This is a genomic window from Thiocystis minor, assembly GCF_016653465.1.
GTDB classification, from domain to species: Bacteria; Pseudomonadota; Gammaproteobacteria; order Chromatiales; family Chromatiaceae; genus Chromatium; species Chromatium minus.
The window spans coordinates 25,504-49,240 of sequence record NZ_NHSQ01000052.1 but is presented as its reverse complement, the minus strand read 5'-3'; the positions used below and the strand labels follow the sequence as shown (position 1 = coordinate 49,240).

15 protein-coding genes are annotated in these 23,737 nt (G+C 64.7%); 5 read left to right on the top strand and 10 right to left on the bottom strand.

The window, feature by feature from the left end; genetic code table 11:
* Nucleotides 1-222: 222 nt before the first annotated feature.
* On the bottom strand, nt 223-720 hold the full coding sequence (locus tag CCR95_RS05770) for a hypothetical protein (RefSeq protein WP_201092689.1): 498 nt from the start codon (nt 718-720) through the stop codon (nt 223-225).
* 142 nt (nt 721-862) lie between these two features.
* Nucleotides 863-3,694 carry an isoleucine--tRNA ligase gene (ileS, locus tag CCR95_RS05765; protein WP_201092688.1) on the bottom strand — a complete coding sequence of 944 codons (2,832 nt, stop codon included), beginning with the start codon at nt 3,692-3,694 and terminating at the stop codon, nt 863-865.
* Nucleotides 3,695-3,932: 238 nt separating this feature from the next.
* Here ileS and CCR95_RS05760 point away from each other — a divergent pair, with 238 nt between their 5' ends.
* A complete protein-coding gene (locus CCR95_RS05760; protein WP_201092687.1) occupies nt 3,933-5,204 on the top strand; it encodes a DUF3391 domain-containing protein in 1,272 nt (423 codons plus the stop codon).
* Nucleotides 5,205-5,299: 95 nt separating this feature from the next.
* Here CCR95_RS05760 and CCR95_RS25785 read toward each other — a convergent pair whose 3' ends face one another.
* From CCR95_RS25785 to CCR95_RS05740, 5 genes are all read right to left on the bottom strand, one after another.
* Nucleotides 5,300-5,470: a NapC/NirT family cytochrome c gene (locus CCR95_RS25785; RefSeq protein ID WP_276570231.1), complete on the bottom strand. Its 171-nt coding sequence runs from the start codon at nt 5,468-5,470 to the stop codon at nt 5,300-5,302.
* Nucleotides 5,404-5,664 (bottom strand): NapC/NirT family cytochrome c, encoded by a 261-nt coding sequence (locus tag CCR95_RS26065; protein WP_338115354.1) that lies wholly within the window; start codon nt 5,662-5,664, stop codon nt 5,404-5,406. The genes CCR95_RS25785 and CCR95_RS26065 overlap by 67 nt, the downstream gene beginning before the upstream one ends.
* A 107-nt stretch (nt 5,665-5,771) precedes the next feature.
* Nucleotides 5,772-6,812 carry a quinol dehydrogenase ferredoxin subunit NapH gene (gene napH / locus CCR95_RS05750; RefSeq protein WP_242523077.1) on the bottom strand — a complete coding sequence of 347 codons (1,041 nt, stop codon included), beginning with the start codon at nt 6,810-6,812 and terminating at the stop codon, nt 5,772-5,774.
* A gap of 182 nt (nt 6,813-6,994) precedes the next feature.
* Nucleotides 6,995-7,690 (bottom strand): ferredoxin-type protein NapG, encoded by a 696-nt coding sequence (gene napG, locus CCR95_RS05745; RefSeq protein WP_242523076.1) that lies wholly within the window; start codon nt 7,688-7,690, stop codon nt 6,995-6,997.
* The gene (locus tag CCR95_RS05740; protein WP_201092685.1) at nt 7,680-8,270 is read right to left on the bottom strand and encodes a Crp/Fnr family transcriptional regulator; all 591 of its coding nucleotides are present in this window, start codon (nt 8,268-8,270) and stop codon (nt 7,680-7,682) included. The genes napG and CCR95_RS05740 overlap by 11 nt, the downstream gene beginning before the upstream one ends.
* Here CCR95_RS05740 and CCR95_RS05735 point away from each other — a divergent pair.
* The 4 genes from CCR95_RS05735 (at nt 8,269) to katG (ending at nt 17,219) form a co-directional block, all read left to right on the top strand.
* Nucleotides 8,269-9,531 (top strand): ATP-binding protein, encoded by a 1,263-nt coding sequence (locus tag CCR95_RS05735; protein WP_201092684.1) that lies wholly within the window; start codon nt 8,269-8,271, stop codon nt 9,529-9,531. The genes CCR95_RS05740 and CCR95_RS05735 overlap by 2 nt on opposite strands.
* Complete coding sequence (narL, locus tag CCR95_RS05730) at nt 9,515-10,168, top strand: two-component system response regulator NarL (RefSeq protein ID WP_201092683.1); 654 nt, start codon at nt 9,515-9,517, stop codon at nt 10,166-10,168. The genes CCR95_RS05735 and narL overlap by 17 nt, the downstream gene beginning before the upstream one ends.
* 683 nt (nt 10,169-10,851) lie before the next feature.
* The gene (locus CCR95_RS05725; protein WP_201092681.1) at nt 10,852-14,712 is read left to right on the top strand and encodes a PAS domain-containing protein; all 3,861 of its coding nucleotides are present in this window, start codon (nt 10,852-10,854) and stop codon (nt 14,710-14,712) included.
* 335 nt (nt 14,713-15,047) lie between these two features.
* Nucleotides 15,048-17,219, top strand: a complete 2,172-nt coding sequence (katG, locus tag CCR95_RS05720) for a catalase/peroxidase HPI (protein ID WP_201092680.1) — start codon at nt 15,048-15,050, stop codon at nt 17,217-17,219.
* Nucleotides 17,220-17,841: 622 nt separating this feature from the next.
* On the opposite strand, the gene CCR95_RS05710 is transcribed toward katG, so the two are convergent.
* From CCR95_RS05710 to CCR95_RS05700, 3 genes are all read right to left on the bottom strand, one after another.
* Entirely contained in the window at nt 17,842-19,170 is a 1,329-nt protein-coding gene (locus tag CCR95_RS05710) for a four-carbon acid sugar kinase family protein (protein ID WP_201092679.1), read from the bottom strand.
* Between the two features lie 478 nt (nt 19,171-19,648).
* Nucleotides 19,649-21,877, bottom strand: a complete 2,229-nt coding sequence (locus CCR95_RS05705; protein ID WP_201092678.1) for a phosphoketolase family protein — start codon at nt 21,875-21,877, stop codon at nt 19,649-19,651.
* A 337-nt stretch (nt 21,878-22,214) separates the two neighbouring features.
* Nucleotides 22,215-23,717, bottom strand: coding sequence for a leucyl aminopeptidase (locus CCR95_RS05700; protein WP_201092677.1), 1,503 nt, complete (start codon nt 23,715-23,717; stop codon nt 22,215-22,217).
* Between the last annotated feature and the right edge of the window lie 20 nt (nt 23,718-23,737).

Genomic DNA, 23,737 nt, shown 5'->3' with positions numbered 1-23,737 from the left:
GTCTCGTTGACATGCAGGCACGTTATCGCATCGAATAAAATCGGATTTTACCCGAACACGGGAAGTTTTGTGTCATGGGATGGATTTAGAGGCTTTTGAAAAGCCTAAACAGCGCGTCGGATAACGTACTCATTGACGTGGCCGGGGCTCATGCCGGCCTGCGCCTCACCGAGGCATAGGTCGGTATCGTCAGCGTGATCCAGGCGGGGAGAGCAGAACCGCTCAATGATCGCGACGTCCTTGCTTCTTGAGCCAGGCGTCGATGGTCTCCGGGTCGAGTCCCCGCAGCCGCTCTTCGACATTCAGTCGCTCCAGCAGGATTTGGATGGCTTTGGGATCGGCCAGGACATCTTCCAGCAGATCCTGGATCGCTTCACGCTTGAAATCCTCGACGGTGTAGGCCATGTCGGTTTCCTCCAGATGGTAGGCTTTGGCCAGTTGGTTGCGCAGAAAGATGCCTATCTCGCTACGCGGACGATAATGGGCGAACCCATACTGAGTTTGATCGCGGGCGTGGGCGAAAAGTCCCCAGGGTGCATTGCGCGGGTGCTGTTCCAGTGCATCGAGCACGATGAGCCGCACCGGGAGCGCGCCAACGACAAGGTCATAGACCCCTGAGCATGCTGTTTCCTGACAAGTTTCGGGCAGGAGCTGGCTCAGGAACTTGCGCGGGCGTCGGGTCGCGATGGCGTAGCGGCGGAAGTCGGCGGCGGGAAGCATTCCAGGATCGCGCACAGCAAAAGAGCGCCGATCAATGACTGCCGGTTGGTCATGATTCTCTCCGGTTCAGTGGGCGATGGGTTTCACGGCCACTCGGCATCCGTGCCAAACATTGGCATTCTGCCGTGGCCGTTCCGCCCCTCTACGCAAAACGCCGTGTCTCGCCCGCCCCGGCGACATTCTCGACACAGCGCCCGCACAGCTCCGGGTGCTCGGTATGGCTGCCGACATCCGCGCGATGATGCCAGCAGCGCACGCACTTGGCCTGTTCGGACGCGATGACCCGCACGGCAAGTCCGTCCAGGTTGGTATCGGCCGCATCCTCGGGGCGCTCGGCGACGGGGTACAACCGAACCTCGGAGACGATCAGTGCGAAACGCAATTCGTCTCCGAGCCGTTCGAGTGCCTCGCGCAGCGTGTCCGCGCAGTAGAGATCCAGCTCGGCGTCGAGCGAGGAGCCGATCTGGCCGGCCTTGCGGGCGGATTCCAACGCGGGTCCGACGGCCATGCGCGTGGCGATCACCCGGTCCCAGAATCCGCGATCCATGGCGTCGCCGTCTTCCAGCGCGAAGAGTCCTTCATACCAGGTCGCGGTGAAGACGGTCGCGTCGCGTTCGCCCGGAATCTCTTGCCAGATCTCATCGGCGGTGAAGCTGAGAATCGGCGCCAGCCAGCGGCTCATGGCCTCGACGATGCGATACATGGCGGTCTGACAGGAGCGCCGCGCCAGGCTGTCGGCCTGGGTGGTGTACTGGCGGTCCTTGATGACATCCAGATAGAAGCCGCCCATGTCGACCACGCAAAACTGCTGGACCTTCTGCACGATCAGATGGAACTGGTAGTCGCGATAAGCGTCGCTGAACTCCCGCTGAAGCTGCTCGGCCCGGTCGACCGCCCAGCGGTCGAGCGCTAGCATGTCGCTCGGCGCGACCGTATGGATGGCCGGGTCGAAGCCGTTCAGATTGGCGAGCAGAAAGCGCGCGGTGTTGCGAATGCGCCGGTAGGCGTCGGCGGTGCGCTTGAGAATCTCGTCGCTGACGTTCATTTCGGTGCGATAGTCGGTCGCCGCGACCCACAGCCGGATAATGTCGGCGCCGAGCGTTTTCATGACGCTTTGAGGGCTGACCACGTTCCCCTTCGACTTGGACATCTTCTCGCCCCGGGCATCGACGGTGAAGCCGTGGGTGAGCACCTGACGATAGGGCGCGCGACCGTGAATGGCCACCGAGGTCATGAGCGAGGACTGGAACCAGCCGCGATGCTGGTCCGAGCCTTCCAGATAGAGATCCGCCGGGGCGCGCAGCCCCTCGCGTTGCTCCAGCACGCAGGCATGGGTGACGCCCGAGTCGAACCAGACATCCAGAGTGTCGTGAACCTTGTCGTAGCGCGCGCCTTCCTCGTCGCCCAGAAGATCCCGCGGGTGGAGTTCAAACCAGGCTTCGATGCCGTGTTTTTCGACCCGCTTGGCGACCAGTTCGAGTAACTCGGCGGTGCGCGGATGAAGCGCGGCGGTCTCCTTGTGGACGAAGAGCGCGATGGGCACGCCCCAGGTACGCTGACGCGAGATGCACCAGTCCGGGCGTCCGCGTACCATGCCCTCGATCCGGCTCTGACCCCAATCCGGCATCCAGCGGACATTCTCGATTTCGCGCAGCGCGGTCTCGCGCAAACCCTGTTTGTCCATGCTGATGAACCATTGGGGCGTTGCACGGAAGATAATCGGCGTCTTATGGCGCCAGCAGTGCGGATAGCTGTGGGTGAAGCGGGTTTCCAGCAGCAGGGCACCCTTGGCCTTGAGCACCTCGATCACATGCTCGTTGGCCTGAAAAACGTTCTCGCCCGCGAACAGCTCGGTACCGGGCAAAAAGCGCCCGTCGCCGCCGACCGGATTGTCGACCGACAGCCCGTAGCGCTGGCCGACGAGATAGTCCTCCAGGCCATGACCGGGCGCGGTATGCACGGCGCCGGTACCGGCTTCGAGCGTGACATGCTCGCCGACGATGATCGGCACCTCGCGGTCGTGGAAGGGATGCCTGAGCATCAGGCCCTCGAACTCGATGCCGCGCCCATCGCCGACCACGCGATACTCTTCGATGCCCCAGCGGTCCATGGTGTCCTTGAGCAGGCCCTCGGCGACGATCAGACGCTCCTTCCCGTGCGCCGAGACGGCCTCGACGACGACATAATCGAGATCGGCGTTCAGCGCCACCGCCTGATTGGCGGGCAGGGTCCAGGGCGTGGTAGTCCAGATGACGACCGCCACCGGACCCTCGCCGCAGCCGTTGGGGCTGGCATGACAGCGGGCTTTCAGCGCCTCGGGTTCGGCGACCGGAAAGCGCACATCGATGGCGATGGACTGCTTGTCGGCGTATTCCACCTCGGCCTCGGCCAGCGCTGAGCCGCAGTCGATGCACCAGTGCACCGGCTTCTCGCCCTTTTGCAGATGACCGTTGGCGATGATCTGGCCGAGCGCGCGGATGATCCCGGCCTCGAAACCGAAATCCATGGTCAGATAGGGTCGCTCCCAATCGCCGAGGACGCCCAGACGCTTGAAGTCGCCGCGCTGGCCATCGACCTGTTTCGCGGCATACTCGCGGCAGGCGACGCGGAATTCGGCGGCACTGATCTTGTGGCCAGGTTTACCTTTTTTCTTCTCGACCTGAAGCTCGATCGGCAGGCCGTGACAGTCCCAGCCCGGCACATAGGGCACGTCCAGTCCGTCGAGCGTGCGCGACTTGACGATGATGTCTTTCAGTACCTTGTTGACCGCGTGACCGATGTGGATGTCGCCATTCGCATAGGGCGGACCGTCATGCAGGATGAAGGTCGCGGCGCCCGCGCGCGCGGCGCGGATACGGGCGTAGAGATCCAGCGACTCCCAACGCTTGAGCATCTCGGGCTCGCGCTGGGCCAGGTTCGCCTTCATCGCAAAGTCGGTGTTGGGGAGGTTCAGGGTATGTTTATAGTCAGTCACTGCAATCGGTCTCGGGTGCGTCGGAGGGCCTGGCGTTCAGTGGACTTGGACACGTCCAAACCCTGCACGCTACAAGTGGTCAAGCCGAGAATCAAGCGGGGAGGGTCCGAATGACTTATTCTTGGCTTTTCATGAGCGAGTGTAACGGGTTTCCGTTGCAACCTGATGCGGTTGCGTTCTTTGCGGCTCAACCGCTCGGTATCGGGATGATCGATTCGCGGCGATTTGGGTGCTTGATGTGAATAAAGAAACCGTCGATAAAAGCCAACTGCGGATCGGTTTGTTTATCCATCTTGACCTGCCCTGGATGAGTCATCCCTTCGTGACGAGCAGCTTCAAGATCCGCACCCAGAAGCAACTGGATGCCTTGCGCTCGCTCGGGATCGAGCAGGTCCGCATCGATCCCGCGCGCAGCGACGCCCCGTCGTCAGCCGCCGATCCGCCGCCCGACCCCCCGCAAACCCCGACGGACTCGAGCAGGGACGATCCGTCCGCCGCGCTCTGGGAGGAAAAACAGCAGCGTATCCGGGTGTTGAAAGAGCGCCGCACCCGTCTCAATCAATGCGCCAAACGCTACACTCAGTCGGTAGGCTCGGCGCGCAAACTCATGGCCAATCTGCGCGCTTCTCCGATTCAGGCGGCCGAGGAGGCCCAGGATCTCGTCGTGGGGATGGTCGAGGATCTCACCGAGGACCAGGAGACCACGGTCCAACTGGTCAACCTCAAGCACCAGGACGAGAACAGCTACTTTCACGCCATCAATGTCATTGCGCTGGCGCTGGTGATCGGTCAGAAGCTGAACCTGGAAAGGGCTCAACTACGCCAGCTCGGGCTCGGCGCGCTCTTTCACGACCTGGGCCATCAGAAGATCCCCTACCAGGTTCTACATAAAAAGGGCGAACTCACGCGGCCGGAACGTCTGCTGTACGAACAGCATACCCGCTATGGCGCCGAGATCGCGCGCGGCATCGGCAGTCTGCCCCCAAGCGTGGTCGAGATCATCGCCAAGCACCACGAGCATCAGGACGGCAGCGGCTTTCCCGAGGGTTTGCGCGCCGCGGACATTGGCCTGCTGACCCGCATCGTCACGGTCGTCAACCGCTATGACAATCTGTGCAACGGCCTTGGAGCGGAGCGCGGCCTGTCCCCTCATCAAGCCATCTCGCGCATGTATTCCAGGGAACGCACCTGTTATGACCCCAAGGTGCTGACCACCTTCATCACCAACCTGGGGGTCTTTCCGCCCGGTACCGTCGTCAGATTGAACGATGAGCGGATTGCCCTGGTGATCTCGCTCAACCCGACAGATCTGTTGAAGCCAAATGTTCTGATCTACTCGCCGGACATTCCCAAGGAGGAGTCGCTGGTTCTAAACCTGGCAGAGGAAGATGTAGGCATCCGCAAGAGCCTGTGCCAATCCGATCTGAGCGAGGAGCAGGTGGAATACCTCAATCTCTCGGACAAGCTCAGCTACTATTTTCAGTCATCGCCGAGCGCGAAATCCCGTTAGCGTGCACAAGTCAGCGCTCGGGTTGCCACCGCCTCGGGGTAAGTCATACGGGGTTGTCAGGCGATCCCCGCCGGTTTCTCAACACCGAGCCGCGATCAATCGCTCCGGGTATAGAAGATGCTCTTGCCTGGGGCATCTTTTTCGGGGTCGTATTCCATCGGCAGACTGTGCGCGATGCCCTTGTGACAGTCGATGCAGGTCAGTCCGGCGTCCTCCGCGTCCTGGTGTGCCTGGGAACTTCGCGACTCCTGTTTCGTATAGTCCATGGACTCGATTCCTTGTAGACATTGACTTTCATCTCATGGCAAGAGATGCAGAACGGCTCGGTATTGGTCGCTTCCATCGCGGTATTGAACCCGCCCCAGAAGAGGATGCCGATCCCGATGCCGGCCAGCAGGATGAGCCAGGTCGCTCGGCGGGCGCGGTTTTTGGGTGCTGAAGTCTGACGATGGTCCTGCATGGTGTCCTCCTGGGTCGTTTGAGGGTCGGTCAGAATGTCTCGCGAGCCAAGTGTTTGATTCAAAAAACTGGCCGCTGAAGGCTGGAAGCTGACAGCTTCTTTCAGGTTCAACGGTCCCCAAAGATATTCTCGACTAGCGGCATGGCGCCCGCCTGGGGAGCATGGCATTGCGTGCAGAAGTAGCGGCGTGGCGCGAGGCCGTCGAGCTTGTTGCCGTCACGGTCGTAAAAATGGCTGTCGGCGATCTTGGGCGCCTTGGCGGTCTCGAAGGTATCCGGGCTGTGACACTTGAAACAGCCGTTCTGACGCAGATCGATGCTGTAGTTGTCGATCGGATGCGGGATCAGCGGCGGCTGCTCTTCCCAACCCACCACAAATCCGCCGGGCACGGCCAGCGTCGGTTTGTTGAGCGAGGGATCAGAGGGATCCGTCACCGCATGCCCGCGCAGCGATTCGATCTCCTCGGCCAGTGCCATGGCCGTCAGACCGGCGGCGGCGAATCCGCATAGCATGGCTGCAACCAGTCCATAGAAGGCGCCCACCGGACAGAGGTGTCCGCACCAGCCGCGCCGGACCATCAAAAGGTCATAGAGAAAGATGCCGAGCAGCAGCATCCAGGCCCAGCCCATGCCCCAGAGCCCGCCGAAGATGAGGCCGCGATGGGTCAGGGAGACCGGATTGACGAACTCCCAGACCATAATGCCGGTCAGCAGCGGGAAGAGCAGGATCAGGCCCAGCAGCCAGTAGCGCAGGCTGCGCGAGAGTCTGCCGCTCGGGCGGATGTCGAAGCGCCGGCCGGTCCAGGCGGCCAGGTCCGTCACCAGATTCACCGGACAGACCCAGGAGCAGAAGACCCGCCCGCCGATCAGGGCATAGAAGACGAGCACGATCAGCGCGCCGATCAGTCCGCTCATGGCTGGCAGGGTTCCCGAGAGGCCGGATTGCGCGAGCAGCAGCGCATCGGTCAGCGGCAGGACATCGAGTGTCATGCTCGCGGACAAAGTGCCTGTCACGATCCAGACCCCGGCGACCGGGCCGGTCAGAAAGAGGGCGAGAATGCCGAGTTGACTGAGACGTCGCAGCAGCAGCCATTGGTGGGCCTTGAGCCAACCCTGCTCCGCGACGGCGATCTGTCCTGGTGAGTCCATGCCTGCTTTCATCCTGGAAAGAGCCGTCAGCCGTCAGCCGTCAGCCGCCAGCACTCGTGTTGTCGTGGTCTTCATCGCTTGATGCCTTCACCCAATGGGTGATCCCCAGTCGACGCCAAACACCCGCCAACTGACCGATTCCAAAAAGCTGGCCGCTGGAGTCTGAAAGCTGACAGCTCTGATCACAGCGGCCCCTTGCGGTTGAGCGCGTCCAGCGGATTGTCCGGGAGTGACATAGCCGGCGGCTCCGGCATGGCCTCCTGGATCAAGCCTGCTCCGCCATGTTCGTAGCGCATCCCCTCGGGGAGGTTGTACTGGTGCTCGGCATCGGGCGTGACCAGCGCGCCGCCCGCCTCGCGTTTCTGCTCCCAGCCCAGCCGGTAGTGCGCCCCTAATTCGCCCTTGGCCAGATGCCGCGGCAGCACCTTGATCGCGGCCTGATCGAGGATGCAGACCTCTTCGCACTTGCCGCAGCCGGTGCAGTGCCCGGAGTGGACGACCGGGATAAAGCGCGCATGCTTGCCGGAGCGTTCGTTATGCTGCATGTCGAGCGTGATCGCCTCGTTGCGCAGCGGGCAGGCATTGAAGCAGACCTCGCAGCGCAGGCCCTGAAAGGCGATGCAGTTTTCCTGATCGATCAGCACCGCGAGCCCCATCTCTGCGTCGCGGATATCGGTCAGATCATGGTCGAGCGCATTGGTCGGACAGGCCGCGACACAGGGGATGTCCTCGCACATCTCGCAACCGGCCTCGCGTGCGATGAAATAGGGCGTGCCGGTCGGGATCTCCTCGCCCAGCCGGGCTAGATGCAGCATGTCGTAGGGACAGTCGCGCACGCACAGTTCTCGGAATTCCTGGCGATCCGCGTTAATGGGCATGACGTGCTGAATCCTGAGCGAGAACGGGGAACGGTGGCGGCGCGTCCGGCCGCTCGACATCGAGCGCGGCCAGCGCGCGCAGACGGTTCAGTGAGGGGATGCGGATCCGTCTGCGTTCGACCTCGATCAATCCGCGCCGCGCCAGTCCATGCAGTTCGCGCGAGAAGGTTTCCGGGGACAGATTCAGGCTGGAGGCCACCACGGTCTTGGCCGCCGGCAGCACGAGTTCGGCGTGATCCGGCGACGCCGGATCCGAGACCGCCTCGCGCAGCAGGAAGCCCGCCACCCGCTGGATCGCCGAATGCAGACAGCAGACTTCCAGGTCGGCGGTCAGCCGCTGGGCGCGTTCGGCCACCAGCGTCAGCATCCGGAAGGCCACCTCCGGCCAGCGTTCGATCGCGAGCCGCACGCGGTTCAGGTCCACGAACAGCAGGCATGAGTCCGCCAGCGTCTGTGCATGCAGGGGACAGGGCCGACCGAGAAAGGCGGCCGACCTGCGCGGATCGCATCCGGCGGGCGATTTCTCCGCCCGCGCCACCTGGATCGGGCATGACGAACTGGGCCGGGTCGGCGCGGCCATGAACCTCATGACCGAAGGGCTCTCGGACATCTACCGCGAGCTGGAACAGCGCGTCACCGACAAGACCCGGGATCTGGCGCGTACCAATCGCTCGCTGGCTCTGCTCTATCGCACCAGCCGCGCGTTGGAGGAGGCGTCGCTCTCGGAATCGGTCCTGCGCGGTGTGCTGGAAGATTTCCGCGAGCAACTCGGACTCGTCGATCTGCGGCTCTGTCTGCGGGATGTCCCGCATGCCGACGCGCCCGCGTCCGGCTCGGTGGATTCGCCAGATGAGATCCCGACGGAAACTCCGGACAACTCCGAATCCCGTGCGCGAGACGCGACCGCCACGTCCGGCCCCAGCGTCATCGGCTTCCCGGTAGGCGAGCTGGGCCATCGCTTCGGAACCCTGCGCGTCACTCTCCCGTCGGGCGGACAGCTTGAGTCCTGGCGGCAACCGCTGCTCGAATCGCTCGCCGGGCATCTGGCGCGGTCGCTGAACCTCAAGGCGCGGATCGACGAAGACCGTCGGCTCGCGCTCCATGAGGAACGCGGCATCCAGGCTCGCGAACTCCACGATTCGCTCGCCCAGTCGCTCTCCTACCTGAAGATCCAGGTGCTGCGGATGGAAGTCGCGCTGAGCGTGCCCCAGGACGCGCCCAGGGACGCGCGCGAGCCGGCGTTGCCCCCGGCGTCCGCGATCCTGTCAGAGATCCGCGACGGCATCGACTGCGCCTATCGTGAACTGCGCGAGCTGCTGACGACCTTCCGGCTCCGGATCGACGAACGGGGATTGGCCACCGCGCTGTCGGGCACGGTGCGGGAATTTCAGGACCGCGCCAATCTCGACCTCCAACTCGTCGACCGCCTGCCCGCCGGATTGCTCACGCCCAACGAGGAGGTGCATGTCATGCGGATCATCCGCGAGGCGCTCTCGAACATCATCCGGCATGCCGGCACGCGCAATGGCTCGATCCATCTGGAGCGCAGCAACGGCGGGATCGATGTCCTGATCGCGGATGACGGTCGGGGACTCGCGCACGAGCCGGTCGGTCGCGACCATTTCGGGCTGCGCATCATGCGCGAGCGGGCGCTAAGCTTGGGGGGTGACCTCCAGATCGAGAGCCCGCTCGAAAACGGCCGGGGCACCCGGATCAGGCTGCATTTTCGCCCGCGCGGACTCGCTCCCGAGGACGCGGCCAAGGACCGCGATCGGTCCGGCGAAAACCCGGCTCAAGCTTCCACCGCTAAGGCAGGAATCACTGATGAACAAGACACTTGAGTCCTCGGTCCTGATCATCGACGACCATCCGCTGTTCCACAAAGGCGTCGCGGACCTGATCGCGATGGAGCCATCGCTGCGGCTGGTCGGCGAGGCATCGGATGGCCGGACGGGTCTGGAACTCGCGCACGCGCTGCGCCCGGATCTCATCCTGCTCGACCTCAACATGAAGGTCATGGACGGCATCGAAACCCTCCGGCATCTGCGCGCCGACGACGGGCTCGACGCCCGCATCGTCATGCTCACGGTCTCCGACACCGAGAGCGACGTCCTCGCCGCGCTGTGCGCCGGCGTCGACGGCTATCTCCTCAAGGACATGGAGCCCAAGGCCATTCTGGAGATGCTCCGCAGCGCCATGCACGGGCGTCTCGCCATCAGCACGCAGCTCACCGAGCTACTGGCCCGCGCCCTGCGCGACAGCCCGCTCCCCCGGGATCCCGACGCGGCCGGCCTGACCCCCCGGGAGCGCGAGATCCTCGACCTGATCGCGCAGGGCTGGAGCAACAAACTCATCGCCCGCGAGCTGGACTTGGCGGTCGGGACCGTCAAGGTCCACGTCAAGCACCTTCTCAAGAAGCTGGGATTGAAGAGCCGCGTGGAAGCGGCGGTCTGGGCGGTGAATGCGCGTCAGAGGTGATGTCGATGGGCGATTCGGGATGAAGCCCGAGTGCGGCCTGACGCGACAGGAAATGTCCGCGTCCAGAGGCCCTATCGATCTCGGAACGCGGAGAGCTGCCATTGGAGGTGTAAGGCGCGAGCGGGCGGAAACGACCAATCCAGCCGCTCGTCGGGATCGGGACGAGCGTCTCTTGCGTCCCCGGAACGGCCACTGGGCTTTCCTTCGTCGGTGTCGGCTCGATCCGGTTAGCGGAAAATCGAGCCTCTGGAGCGAGTGACAAGTCACGACCCTTTTCTGACGTTGAACCGGTCCGCCCGAGCGGCGGCGGTGCTGTCGCAAGCGGTCGCTGAATCCCATCACGAGGGGACCGGTCGGCTGAAGGGGCTCTCTTGACCACAGCCCTCATGCTGTTAGGAACACCCAACCATCCACTGCGCCTTCGGGGTTTTGCCCCCCTGTCGTGACTCCGTGGCATCTGCCGGGTCGCACCGTCCGGACCGGCACGCGGCACCAATGGCGCGTTTCGAGAGGTGACCGGCCGCCCCCGCGGCGCACGGGCTGGCTTGCCTCGGCAAGGCCGCAGGTTGCGGGCCAAGCACTATTGTAGGCATCATTTGCGGCGGACACGGGGTTTCTACGCCTACGCTTCCCCCCCGCAGGATAATGATTATCGGGCACCGTGATACACCGAGGATGTCGAAATGAATGGGCTTTCCAAGCTTGCCGCGAGCGAACTTGCCGAGCTGCTGCTGCGGGAGCCGGGCGTGGGCCGCTGCCTGGTGGCACCCGACGGGCGGGTGCTGCGGGCCAATGACGAATGGCTGCGCTCCACCGGTCTAAAGGACGAGACAGCCATCGGCGCGGACATCGTCGCCCTGTTCCCGGACACCCGCGACATGTCGCTCGCCATGCACGCGCGGGCGCGCGCCGGTCACCACGTCGAGGTGCCGCGCCACGTTCAGCGCCTCCAAGGTCGCGATACCTGTTGGGAAGGGAGCCTTGCGCCGGTGCCGATGGAAGACGGGATCGGGCTGCTGATCACCGCGCGCGAGGTTCCCCTGCCGGACAGTGCCGAGGCGGCGCCCGGCCTCCCGTCGGACCCGCCGCCTCCCGCCACGGAGCGCGCCAGCCTCTGCGCCGCCGTGCTGGCCGGTCGCGAGCTGCGTTACACCTACGTCAACGAGGGCTACCGACGCCTCGCCCCGGACACGCCGATGCTCGGATGCCGCTTCCGCGACGTGTTTCCGGACGCCGCCGCGAGCGACTTCGAGGAGCGCTTCCTGCGCGTGATCGAGACCGGCGAGACCTGGTCCATCGACGGTTATCGAGCGCCGATTCCGTCGGACCCCGAGGCGACCTGGGACGGCGAGGCGGTGCGTCTGCCGACGCCCGAGGGCGAGGCGCCATCGGTCGCCGTCTTTGTCGTCAACGTGAGCGATCGCCTGTGCCTGGAACGGGCGCTCAGCCGGCGCGAGGAGGAACTGCGGCAGGCGCAGGACCGATTCCGGCAGACGATCGAGCGGATCAGCGACGGGCTGCTCGTCCTCGACCGCGACTGGCGCTATACCGTCGTCAGCGAGCGGGCCACCCAGATCCTCGGGATCGCGCGCGAGCGCCTGCTCGGCGGTTGCGTGTGGGAGCTGTTTCCTCACGCGTTGGGCACGAAATTCCACGAAGGCTATCAGCGAGCGATGGAGACCGGCGAGCCGGTCCATTTCGAGGAGTACTACCCCGCGCCGCTCGAGATGTGGATCGAATGCCACTGCTACCCCGCGCCCGACGCGCTGACCGTCTATTTTCGCGACGTCACGGACTACCGGCGCGTCAACGACGCCCTGCGCGAGAGCGAGGCGCGCCTGCAGTTGGGCCTGCGAGTCGCCGGCATGGGGCTGGCTGAGATCGACTACGCGACCGGCACCTGTCATCTCACGGCCAAGGCCGCCCAGTTGTACGGGCTGGGCGAGGACGCGCTGTCCGTCCCGCGCGAGACCGTGCACGCCACCTTCCACCCGCAGGAGCGCGGGCGCCTGCATGCCCTGATCGCCGCGTGCTTGGACCCGAGTGGTCCGGGCTTCTTCGACCTGGATCATCGCGTGGTCCTGCCCGGCGGGCAGATTCGCTGGCTGCGTGTGCGCAAGCAAGTGAGCTTCGACGGTCAGGAGCCGGCACGCGCCATGCTGGCGGCCTTCGATGTCACGCCAGAACATACCGCGGCCGACGTCTTACGCGACGGCGAGCGGTTCAAGCAGGCCGTGCTAGACGCCATGCCAAGCGAGGTCGCGGTGCTCGACCGGGATGGGGTGATCGTCGCGGTCAACGCGCCCTGGCAGTGCTTTGCCCTGGAGAACGGTCCGCGGCCCGGCGAGACCGCCCCCCGCACCGGTATCGGAACCAATTATCTCGAGATTTGCGACACCGCCCGCGGCGACTCCGCCGCAGGCGCGGACGGGACGGCGGCAGGCATCCGGGCCGTCATGTCCGGCGCGACCGCTCAGTTCAACCTTGACTACCTCTGCCACGCCCCCGACCAAGTGTTCTGGTACGCCTTGACCGTCAACCCCTTGCAGCGCGAGGACGGCAGCGTGGTGGTGGTGCATACCAACATCACCGAGCGCAAGGCGGCCGAGGAGGCCCTGCGCAAAAGCGAGGAGCGGCTGCGACGCATCGCGCAGGCCGGGCGCATCGGCTTCGTCGAATGGAATGCGGCGCGGGACACAGCCTACTGGAGTCCGGAGCATTACGCCCTGTTCGGTTTTGAGCCGGACTTGCCCATCTCGTGGGAGCGGTGGTTTGAGGGCGTGCATCCCGACGATCGGGAGCGGGTGGCGCAGAACGCCGCCCGACTGCTGGAGCGCGCCCGCGCGCAAGGGCAGGTGGTAGGCCATAAGGACGAGTACCGCTTCATCCGTCCCGACCGGACCCTGGTCTGGCTGGAGGCCGACGTCTCCGTGGACATGGTCGCCGGCGAGCCCATCGTCCGCAGCGCGGTGCGCGAGGTCACCGAGCGCAAGCACGCGGAGGACGCACGGCGCCAGGCACTGGCCAAGGCCGAGGCGGGCGAGCGGATGCTGGCGACCCTGTTGGCCAACGTCCCCGAAGGCATCACCGTCTGCGATGCCGACGGCAACCTCCGTCTGGTCAGCCAGCACGGCCAGGATCTGTTGGGTGCTCCGCACGCCGACAAGCGGATCGCGGAGGTCGTCGAGAGCTGGACCGTGTATCGCCCCGACGGCCAGACCGTCATGCCGGTCGATGAGCTGCCCCTGTTACGGGCGCTGAAGGGCGAGACCGTGCGGGATGCCGAGCTGGTGCAGCTCAACGAAGACGGCCGGAGGCTGTTCTTGCTGTGTAATGCCGCGCCGATCCACGATAGCGGTGAGCGGGTCGTCGGCGCCATCGGCACCTGGCGCGACATCGGCGAGCGCAAGGCGGCCGAGGCGGCCCTGCGCGAGGCCGACCGGCGCAAGGATGCCTTCCTCGCCACCCTCGGCCATGAGCTGCGCAATCCGCTCGCGCCGATTCGCAACGCCTGCGCCATCCTCACGCTCGCCGGCGGGTCGGATCCGAGGGTGGCGGCCGCGCGCGACCTGATCGACCGCCAGGTGAGCCATCTCGTGCGCCTCGTCGACGATCTGCTCGATGTCAGCCGCATCACGCGCGGCAAGCTCGCGCTCCAGCGCGAGCGCGTCGGGCTGGCGACGGTGCTGGAGCACGGGCTCGAGGTGGCGCGACCCCTCATCAAGGCCGCCGGACAACAACTGAGCGTCTCGATCCCGCCCGAGCCCATCGCGTTCGAGGCCGATCCCGTGCGCCTCGCGCAGGTCTTTGCCAACCTGCTCAACAATGCCTCCAAATACACCCCTGCCGGCGGGGCCATTCGCCTCACGGCCACCCGGACCGCCGGAGAGGTCGTGGTCGAAGTGACCGACACCGGCATCGGCATCCCCGCCGAGCATCTGCCGCGGCTGTTCGAGCTGTTCCATCAGGTTCCGACCGACGTCGGGCGGGTCCAGACGGGGCTGGGCATTGGCCTTGCGCTGGCCCAGGGGCTGGTGGCCATGCACGAGGGGCAGGTGAGCGCGCACAGCAACGGCCCCGGAACCGGCAGCACCTTCCGCGTGCGCCTGCCGGTCGTGTCCGCGCGCCCTGTGGCGCCAGCGCAGAGCCCGCCGTCGCTGGGACGCCTCGAAGGCCGTGTCCTCGTGGTCGACGATCAAACCGATGTCGCCGAATCGCTGGCCATGCTGCTGGACCTGCAAGGCGTCACGGTGCGGACCGCGGCTGACGGGCTCGAAGCGCTTGCCGTCGCCGAGCGCTTTCGTCCTGATCTGGTGCTGCTGGATCTGGGAATGCCGAAGCTCGACGGTTTCGAGACCTGCCGACAGTTGCGTGCCAAGCCCTGGGGTCAGGCGCTGGCCATCGTCGCCATCACCGGCTGGGGGCAGGAGCAGGATCGCCAGCGCAGCGCCGCCGCAGGCTTCGATGACCACTGGACCAAGCCTGTCGAGTGCCGAGTCGTGCTGGAGCGCCTGGCGGCCATCCGCGCGCGCGGACGGTCATAGACGGCGCGGCGCGCGATCGGCACCACGCACGCCAATCATCGTGCGGCATCGATCGTCTCTCTCGCAGCGCCCAGGCTCGCCCGGCGGGCATTCCATCAAGCGCCTGCGCAATTGACCGCTTTTCCCAGTGAAGCGGCCGCTTGACTTGGCTGAGTGAGCGGAGGCGCATGGCCGAGTCCTTCCCCATAGACGGGAGCAATCCGCGAGATCCGGCGAAACGATTGGCCCCCGGCGTCGACTGTCCATATTCTCTGGCCGTGCCCGTCGAGCCAGATGCTCGACGAGCAGCTAAGATGAATGAACTTCACTCACTGAAACCACGAGCGGAGATCGAGATGAATCATGCAACGACGACGGCTGGCAAGTGTCCCGTGATGCACGGCGGAAATACCGCCGCTGGAACATCGGTCATGGAGTGGTGGCCGAAGGCGCTGAACCTCGACATCCTGCATCAGCACGACACCAAGACCAATCCGATGGGCGAGGGCTTCAACTATCGCGAAGCGCTCAAGACGCTCGATGTCGAGGCGCTCAAGCAGGATCTGCGAGCCCTGATGACCGACAGCCAGGACTGGTGGCCCGCCGACTGGGGTCATTATGGCGGTCTGATGATCCGCATGGCCTGGCATGCGGCGGGCACCTACCGGATCGCCGACGGACGGGGCGGCGCCGGTACGGGGAATCAGCGTTTTGCCCCGATCAACAGTTGGCCCGACAACGTGAACCTGGACAAGGCGCGCCGTTTGCTCTGGCCCATCAAGAGAAAATACGGCAACCAGATCAGTTGGGCCGACCTCATCGTTCTCGCCGGCACCCTGGCCTATGAGTCGATGGGGCTGAAGACCTTCGGTTTCGGCTTTGGCCGCGAGGATATCTGGCATCCTGAAAAGGACATCTACTGGGGTTCGGAGAAGGAATGGCTGGCGCCCACTGACAACCCCAACAGCCGTTACTCGGGCGAGCGGGATCTGGAGAACCCACTGGCCGCTGTCATGATGGGTCTGATCTATGTCAACCCGGAAGGCGTCGACGGCAAACCCGACCCGCTGCGCACCGCCCAGGACGTGCGCGTGACCTTCGCGCGCATGGCCATGAACGACGAGGAAACCGTCGCCCTGACCGCCGGCGGCCACACGGTCGGCAAATGCCACGGCAATGGCGATGCCAGCCTGCTGGGGCCAACGCCCGAAGCCGCCGATCTTGAGGATCAGGGGCTGGGCTGGATCAACAAGACGACCCGAGGCATTGGCCGCGACACCGTGTCCAGCGGTCTCGAAGGCGCCTGGACCACTCACCCGACCCAGTGGGACAACGGCTACTTCGCCATGCTGCTCAACCATGAGTGGGAACTGAAGAAAAGCCCGGCCGGCGCCTGGCAGTGGGAGCCCGTCGACATCAAGGAAGAAGACAAGCCCGTCGATGTCGAGGATCCCTCGATCCGCCACAACCCGATCATGACCGATGCCGACATAGGCATGAAGATGGACCCCGAGTATCGGAAGATCTCGGAGCGGTTCTATCAGGATCCCGCCTACTTCTCGGAGGTCTTCGCGCGGGCCTGGTTCAAGCTGACGCACCGCGACATGGGGCCGAAGGCGCGCTATCTCGGCCCCGATGTCCCGCAGGAAGACCTGATCTGGCAGGATCCGGTGCCCGCCGGTCGCACCGATTACGCGGTCGACGCCGTGAAGGCCCGGATCGCGGCCAGCGGCCTGAGCGTCAGCGAGATGGTCGCGACCGCCTGGGACAGCGCTCGCACCTTCCGCGGTTCGGACAATCGCGGCGGCGCCAATGGCGCGCGCATCCGTCTGGCTCCGCAGAAGGACTGGGAGGGCAACGAGCCCGCGCGTCTGTCTAAAGTACTGGGCGTACTGGAGCCCATCGCGGCCGAGAGCGGCGCGAGCCTGGCCGATGTCATCGTTCTGGCCGGCAATGTCGGGATCGAGCAGGCGGCCAAGGCGGGGGGGGGCGCCATCGCCGTTCCCTTTGCGCCCGGTCGCGGCGATGCCACCGAGGCGATGACAGATGCCGAGTCGTTCGAGGTGCTGGAACCCATTCATGACGGCTATCGCAACTGGCTCAAGAAGGACTACGTCGTCAGCGCCGAGGAACTGATGCTCGACCGGACGCAGTTGATGGGTCTGACCGCCCACGAAATGACGGTGCTGGTTGGCGGCCTGCGGGTTCTGGGCACCAATCACGGCGGTACCCGGCACGGCGTCTTCACCGATCGCGAAGGGGTGCTGACGAACGACTTTTTCGTCAATCTGACGGACATGGCCTACACCTGGAAGCCAGCCGGTAACAACCTGTACGAAATCCGTGACCGCAAGACGGATGAGGTCAAATGGACTGCGACCCGCATCGATCTTGTCTTCGGATCCAACTCGATCCTGCGCGCCTATGCCGAGGTCTATGCGCAGGATGACGGCCAGGAAAAGTTCGTGCACGACTTCGTGGCCGCCTGGACGAAGGTCATGAATGCCGACCGCTTCGATCTGGCGTAAGTCTGGGAGACGTCCTCGTCGCGCCCGTGAGCGCTGCGAGGACGTGGAAAAGCCATCAGAAGCCCCGGATTTAACTGAGCTTCTGGTTAAGCGACGATGACAGGTGCCCAACCGAATCATGGATTTGGTTGGGCACCTGTCTTTTCATCCAAGTCCTGTCGCTGAACGGTGCTTGTCGAAGGGCGGACGGAAAATCCTAAGCCTCTGAGCGTTAAGCCGTTCATGGTTCGACCCTTCGGCTGGACTGGATCGAACCCTGGATGAGCGTTTGCGCATCGCTTGGCTCAACGAGGACGAGACCAGCACCAGTCTGCTGGAGCTGCTGCGCCGCGTTCATGAGGCCCTGAGCAAGCGATACCCTGACGAATTCAAACGCGAAGCGCTGGAGCCACTGTTCGACCTGGCACCCGAGGAGGCCGAGAACGCGCTCGCCCAACTGCTACTCACGACTCTGCAGGAGCGCACCCTGGAGGAGGCGCGCGAATTGCTCCGCGGTATCGCTAGGCTCAATGGCCAGAGCGATGTCGTCGCCTTTCTCGACAGCGCCACCGGCCGCTCGTGTATCCGCGCCCTGCATCACCTCTCCGGCGGCAATCACCGTCTCTACAGGCGAGATCGCCGACTACGTCCGCGCGAGAATCCCATACACCTCGGCCAGGGCATCGTCGCCGCCGACATTCCCCGGAAAGATCACCACCGGCAGATCGGGAAAGCGCGGATGGTCGGCCGGACAGCGCACCACCGAACAGCCGGCATGCACCTGGCCGAGCACGCGCGCCGTGCGTAGCGCCAGACCTTTGCTGAGCGTGTCGTTGGAGGTGATGCCGCCCTTGCTGATGAGAAAGCCGATGTCGCGCGGCAAATCCCGCGTGAGTTCGACCAGAAAGGCGGAGACCCGCTCGCCGAATGCGAGCCGTTCCGCCTTGCTCGGAAACGAACGCTCGCCCCGGCTGGTATAGAGTACGGCGCCTCGATTTTCCCGCTGCGCGCTGGCGAGCCGTTCCAGCAGATCCCGGCGCAGGGATGCCGCGTCGCTCATCACGCGATCCAGATCGATTTCGAGCGGAACCACGTCGGTTTTTTCGATCAGCGACTCCAGTTGCCGGGTCGACTTCGCCACATGCGAACCCATCAGCACCACGCCGGGGCGTCCGTCGCGGACGAATTCGCACATGGCGTCTGGCGCCACCGGCTGGGGCGGCAGGCCGGCGAAGGCTGTCAACAGACTGGCCGCGCTGCGGAACAGGAATCGCTTGCCGTCGCCCGCCGCCATGAGTACCTGACGGGCGAAGCCGTCGAGATCGGATTGACGCTCGGCGTCGACCACGCCGCAGCGGTTGCCGTGCAGCGCGTGCAGACGCGCGCCGAGGTCGCCGCGAATGTCCGCGAGTCCGAAGCGTTCGACCTGATCCGCCGTGATCCGCCCGGCGGTCTTCTCCTCCACATAGTCGGGCAGGAAGGCATGGCGGTAGCCGAACACCGAATCGCGCGCGAATTCGGTTTCGTTGACGGGCACGGGCACGCCATCGACGATCAGATAATGCACGCCGTCGCGGGTGATGCGTCCGCCCTCGAAAAAGGCCGGAACCAGGAAATGGGCATCGAAGGGGCCTAATTCCTCGGCGATGATGTCGGTCTCGACCGGATAATGACCGCGCAGGGTCGAATCCGAGCGGCTGACCAGGACGGGATGGATGATCGTGCCCGCGTCGGCAAGCCGCGCCAGGGTCTCGCGGAGGTTGACGCAGATCTCGCGGGTGACGGACGCCGCCTCGTCGGCGCTCATGCCGCGCGTGTTGCTCAGCACGAAGAAGAGCGGCGAGTCGTCGGTCAGTGCCTCGCGCAATGTCTCCGGATCCCAGCGGGTCAGTAGCAGGCAGGAATGCACCGTCTGCGAGCCGGTCGGGTCGTCGTCGATGGCGATGATCTTGGTGGTCGGTGTCTGGCTCATGGTGCGGGTGCTCGCAAGCTGGTTTTCTCGTCACATCGTTCTGCGGTGGTGACGCATGGTTTAGCCAATAAAGAGCCGTCAGCTTCCAGCCGCCAGCCGCCAGCTTTTGGGAATCATCAACTTAGCCATTGAGCCAGACCTGCCGAGCTTCACTCATGGGGGAACGCAGCAAGAAGCGAAAACCTTGATCGATCGATGGCTGGAGGCTGGTCGCTGGCAGCCGACTGCTATTTCTCGGTTTGGTGTTCCAGGCCCCGAGACGGGCGGAAGCGTTGGCCCTAACCCAGCAAAGCCGGAACCAAAAACGTGGTCGAGGACTCTGCTCGTTGTCGTTGTCGTTGTCGTTGTCGTTGTCGTTGTCGTTGTCGTTGTCGTTGTCGTTGTCGTTGTCGCGCGGATACTCGACAACGACAACGAAATTTTTTCGACAGTTTCGTGGCGTGAAGGATGGGCACGCTGCGCTTTGCCCATCCTACTGTTATTGAACTGCGTGGCGCATCAACTCTTCCGCGCGTCCCGCCAGCCCCTCCGGCGTGATGCCATTAAACGCCATGATCTCGGTCGGGCTGGCGGTCGTTTCCCCGCGCTGCCACCCGAACAGATCCCGCGCCGCGGCACGCGAGCGCAGCATCACCGGCTCCAGTGCCACCGTGCCGCCGCCGCTCACGCCGATCAGCACGTCCCCATGAAACAGCGTCTGGAAATCCGCGTCGCTCATGAACCGATCATCGGGCTCGGCACTGTGCGACCAGGCCACCTCGTGCGGGCGATAGAGCCGGCGCGGGTTGGCCACCGCCACGATCCGCACCCGATAGCCGGCGCCTTCCAGCCGCTCCTTGGCGGCGAACACCGGCAGGAACACCATGTCACCGGTCACCGCGAAGACCACCGTACCCTTGTCGCCACTCGCCGATTCGTAGAGACAGGTCGCCCCCTGTTCGATCGCCGCGCGCGCCTGATCCGGCGTGGTGTGCACCGGCAGCGCGGACTTGGAGGCCACGATGCTGATGCACTTGTTGGACTGCTCCACCGACCAGGCATAGGCGGCCTGGATCATGTTGGCGTCGGCCGGGTAGAGCAGATAGACGTTGCCGTTGCGCACCTGCCCGCCGATATAGTTCTCGATCTCCGGGCGCTGATGGGTCCAGCCGTTACGCCCCTGTTCCAGCGCGCCGGCGGTGAACATGGTCACCACCGCCGGGGTGCGATGGCGCAATTCGGCCATCGCCTGACCCACGGTCTGCACGATCGGCCAGCCGTTGATGGCGAAGCTCTCGTAGGACAGCCACAGCGAGCGCCCGCCGAAGAGCGCCAGCGCCGCCGCGAAACCGGCGCAGGCATCCTCGTTCAGCGGCTCGTAGACCTGGCCGTTCGGCATCTGGTTGTAAAGCGGATCCTCGGTCGGATGACGGATTTTGAGCGCATCGTTGATGGCCTTCATGTTCGACGCCTCGTTGCCGTCGGCATTGGTCACCACGAATTCGGGATCGCGCTGACCGAGCGCGGCCACCATCTGCGCCATGGCGCTCGCCGGCACCGCCTGCTCGCCGGGCGCGAACGCCTGCATCGGCAGGGTGCCGATGTCCGCCAACGGACGCTCGAACTCGGTCACCACGGTCTTGCCCGCCGGACCACCGCCAGCGCGGCTCAGGTTGGTGCGCACCAGTTGCCAGATCTCGGGTGCCAGCGCGCGGCGCTCCAGGGCGGCGGCGATGTTCGGCTTCTCGGGCGTGTCGCCGGGATAGAGGTTGTGCGACTTGGCACCAACCGTATGCACTCCGGCGCCCTTGAGCTGCTTCACGATCACGGCGGTCAGGGTGCCGCTCAGGGCCGAGTCGGCGGCCTCCTGCATGCCTTCGAGGATGGCACGGCTGAAGGCCAGGCGCGCCTCGGGGCCGAAGCGGGTGCTGTCGACATAGGCGCCATCCTGTCCGGCGTCGTCATAGGTCTTGGCGTCGATCAGGATGACGCGCGCGAAGTCATGCGCCGTCCAATAGGCGAGCATGGCCTCGTTGTCCATCAACGACACCATCGAATGATGCTCCTGACTGAAGCCGTTCCAGATCAGCACCGGCAGGAAGTTGGTCACCTCCGGATAGGCGGTGTGGAAATGCTTCATCGCCGAGAGGATGTAGGGCTCGCCCAGCCCGCCGTCGCCGATGGTGCAGGGAAAGAGCTTGTCGCGATTCAGATAGGCCCCGGCCATGGCGAAATGCTGTCCCTGACCGAGCGGACCGGCGGGCGCGAGCAGACCCGGAATCGCCCCCGAGAGATGCCCGAGCAGACCGCCGCGCTCGCGGAAGCGTGTTTGCATATCGCTCAGATTCCGGATGCCCATCGCCTCCAGCGAGCCGTCGAGGAACATGGCGCTGTAGAAGCCGGGCGCGTGATGGCCCACCTCGGTCACGATATTGGTATGACCCAGCATCACTAGGGCGGCATAGGCGTCGGCGGCACTGGCGAAACCGCCGGGGTGGCCGGATTCCTTCGAGGCGCAGAGTTGAAGGGTGAGATAGCGCAGCGCATCCGCGGCGAGTTGGGTCTGGAACACAGCGGCGTTGTCGATGCGGTCGATGCCGTTCCGCCCTTCCGTGATGACTGGCTCCGCGCAGAGCGATGCGAACTCCGTGGGTAGCGCGCCGAAATGCAGCATGCCTTCACAGAAGTCCGGGGGGGGATCGAGCCTGGTGCGTGCCGAGTCGGTCATGATGTTCTCTCCAGTGGGATGATGTTCTCAGCCGACCGTTTGCGTGCGGCCGTGCGTTGGGTGAACTTTACGGAGAGGCTTGATTTTCCGCAATAGTGAATAGCTTTCATAATGCGGAAAAACGGATCGCCTGATGATGGCAGGCAAAGCGCCGTCCCGCCACGGTTCCAGGGCTCGGATCGATTTGCTCGACGCGGATGCCGCGCGGCATCGCCAAGGGGCGAATTCATTCGCCCCTACAGGGCGGCATCCCACACAAGGAGAATTGATGACACGCCCTAGCTGAAACAGCTCAGGACGAATGGAAAAATCGTCAAGCTCGTTCCCGGAAATCGCCTTAAGGCTTCAACACCCCACTCCGCTCCAGTAGAAGCTGGGTGAGCAGCGCCACCGGTCGGCCGGTGCCGCCTTTTTCCTTGCCGCCAACCCAGGCCACGCCCGCGATGTCCAGATGCGCCCAGGGATAGTCCTTGGTGTAGCGCGCCAAAAAACAGGCGGCGGTGATGGCCCCGGCCTCGCGGCCGCCGACATTGGCCATGTCGGCGAAATTGCTGTCGAGCTGCTGCTGATAGTCCTCCCACAACGGCAGACGCCAGGCCCGGTCGCCAACCGATTCGCCGGCCTTCTGGATCTCCGTGGCCAGTTGATCGTCGGCGGTGAAGAGCCCGGCGGCATGCTTGCCCAGCGCGATCACGCAGGCGCCGGTCAGGGTGGCGAGGTCGATGACCAGGGCGGGATCGAAACGCTTGCAGTAGGTCAACGCGTCGCAGAGGATCAGGCGGCCCTCGGCGTCGGTATTGAGAATCTCGATGGTCTGACCGGACATGCTGGTGACGATGTCGCCGGGCTTGTTGGCGTCGCCGTCCGGCAGATTTTCGGACGCAGGCACCACGCCCACCAGATTAATGGGCAGACCCAGTTCGCAGACGGCGCGCATGGCGCCGATCACGCTGGCACCGCCGCACATATCGTATTTCATCTCGTCCATCTCGGCGGCGGGCTTGATCGAAATGCCGCCGGCGTCGAAGGTCAGGCCCTTGCCCACGAGCACGATCGGCTTGGCGTCGGGCGTGCCGCCCCGGTAGTCCATGACGATCAGTTTGGCCGGCTGACGGCTGCCGCGCGAGACCGAGAGCAGCGCGCCCATCTTCAATTCAGCCATGGCGGCCTCGTCGAGCACCTCGACCTTGAGCGCGTCGTAACGGCCACCCAATTCCGCCGCCTGATCGGCCAGATAGGTGGGCGTGCAGAGGTTGCCCGGTAAGTTGCCTAATTCCCTTGCCAGGTTGACGCCCGCCGCCATGGCCGCGCCATGCTGGATGGCGTGTTCGGCAATGACCAGATCCGGCTCGCTCGACACCCACAGCGTCAGTTGTCCGAGCGGCGTCTTAGGCGCCTTTTTGTCTTCCTTGGTCCGGGTGTAACGATAGACCCTGTCCTCGGCCGTCATCACCGCGTCGCGGATGGCCGCGTAAAGATCCATGCCTGCCGGAAGCGTCGCCGGGAGCGCCAGCACGGCCTCGCCCGCCTGGGTCTGCTGGAGATAGGCGACGGCGGCGGCGAGCGTCTTGCGATAGTTGGTCCGGTTGCACTCCTGGGGTTTGCCGAAGTCGATCAGCAGCACCCGCTCGGCGGCGAGACCGGGGAGGTCGTAGAGCATCAGGGTCCGACCGGCCTCGCCATCGAGATCGCCCTTCTTCCACAACTCGCTCAACCGACCGCCGCTGGCGCGATCCATGGCCTCGGCGGGACCGGCGAGCGGCTGTTTCTCGAAGACCCCAAGGATGAGACAGGGCGTTTTTTGGGTGGCGAGGTCGCCGGTTTGGGTCGTGAATTCCATCGTGGTGCTCCTGAGGATGC

Coding starts and splice junctions, on each gene's coding strand:
- CCR95_RS05770 (WP_201092689.1), bottom strand. CDS start 720: ATGCTTCCCGCCGCCGACTTCCGCCGCTACGCCATCGCGACCCGACGC.
- CCR95_RS25785 (WP_276570231.1), bottom strand. CDS start 5,470: ATGGACTATACGAAACAGGAGTCGCGAAGTTCCCAGGCACACCAGGAC.
- CCR95_RS26065 (WP_338115354.1), bottom strand. CDS start 5,664: ATGCAGGACCATCGTCAGACTTCAGCACCCAAAAACCGCGCCCGCCGA.
- napH (WP_242523077.1), bottom strand. CDS start 6,812: ATGGACTCACCAGGACAGATCGCCGTCGCGGAGCAGGGTTGGCTCAAG.
- napG (WP_242523076.1), bottom strand. CDS start 7,690: ATGCCCATTAACGCGGATCGCCAGGAATTCCGAGAACTGTGCGTGCGC.
- CCR95_RS05735 (WP_201092684.1), top strand. CDS start 8,269: ATGAACCTCATGACCGAAGGGCTCTCGGACATCTACCGCGAGCTGGAA.
- CCR95_RS05740 (WP_201092685.1), bottom strand. CDS start 8,270: ATGGCCGCGCCGACCCGGCCCAGTTCGTCATGCCCGATCCAGGTGGCG.
- narL (WP_201092683.1), top strand. CDS start 9,515: ATGAACAAGACACTTGAGTCCTCGGTCCTGATCATCGACGACCATCCG.
- CCR95_RS05725 (WP_201092681.1), top strand. CDS start 10,852: ATGAATGGGCTTTCCAAGCTTGCCGCGAGCGAACTTGCCGAGCTGCTG.
- katG (WP_201092680.1), top strand. CDS start 15,048: ATGAATCATGCAACGACGACGGCTGGCAAGTGTCCCGTGATGCACGGC.
- CCR95_RS05710 (WP_201092679.1), bottom strand. CDS start 19,170: ATGAGCCAGACACCGACCACCAAGATCATCGCCATCGACGACGACCCG.
- CCR95_RS05705 (WP_201092678.1), bottom strand. CDS start 21,877: ATGACCGACTCGGCACGCACCAGGCTCGATCCCCCCCCGGACTTCTGT.
- CCR95_RS05700 (WP_201092677.1), bottom strand. CDS start 23,717: ATGGAATTCACGACCCAAACCGGCGACCTCGCCACCCAAAAAACGCCC.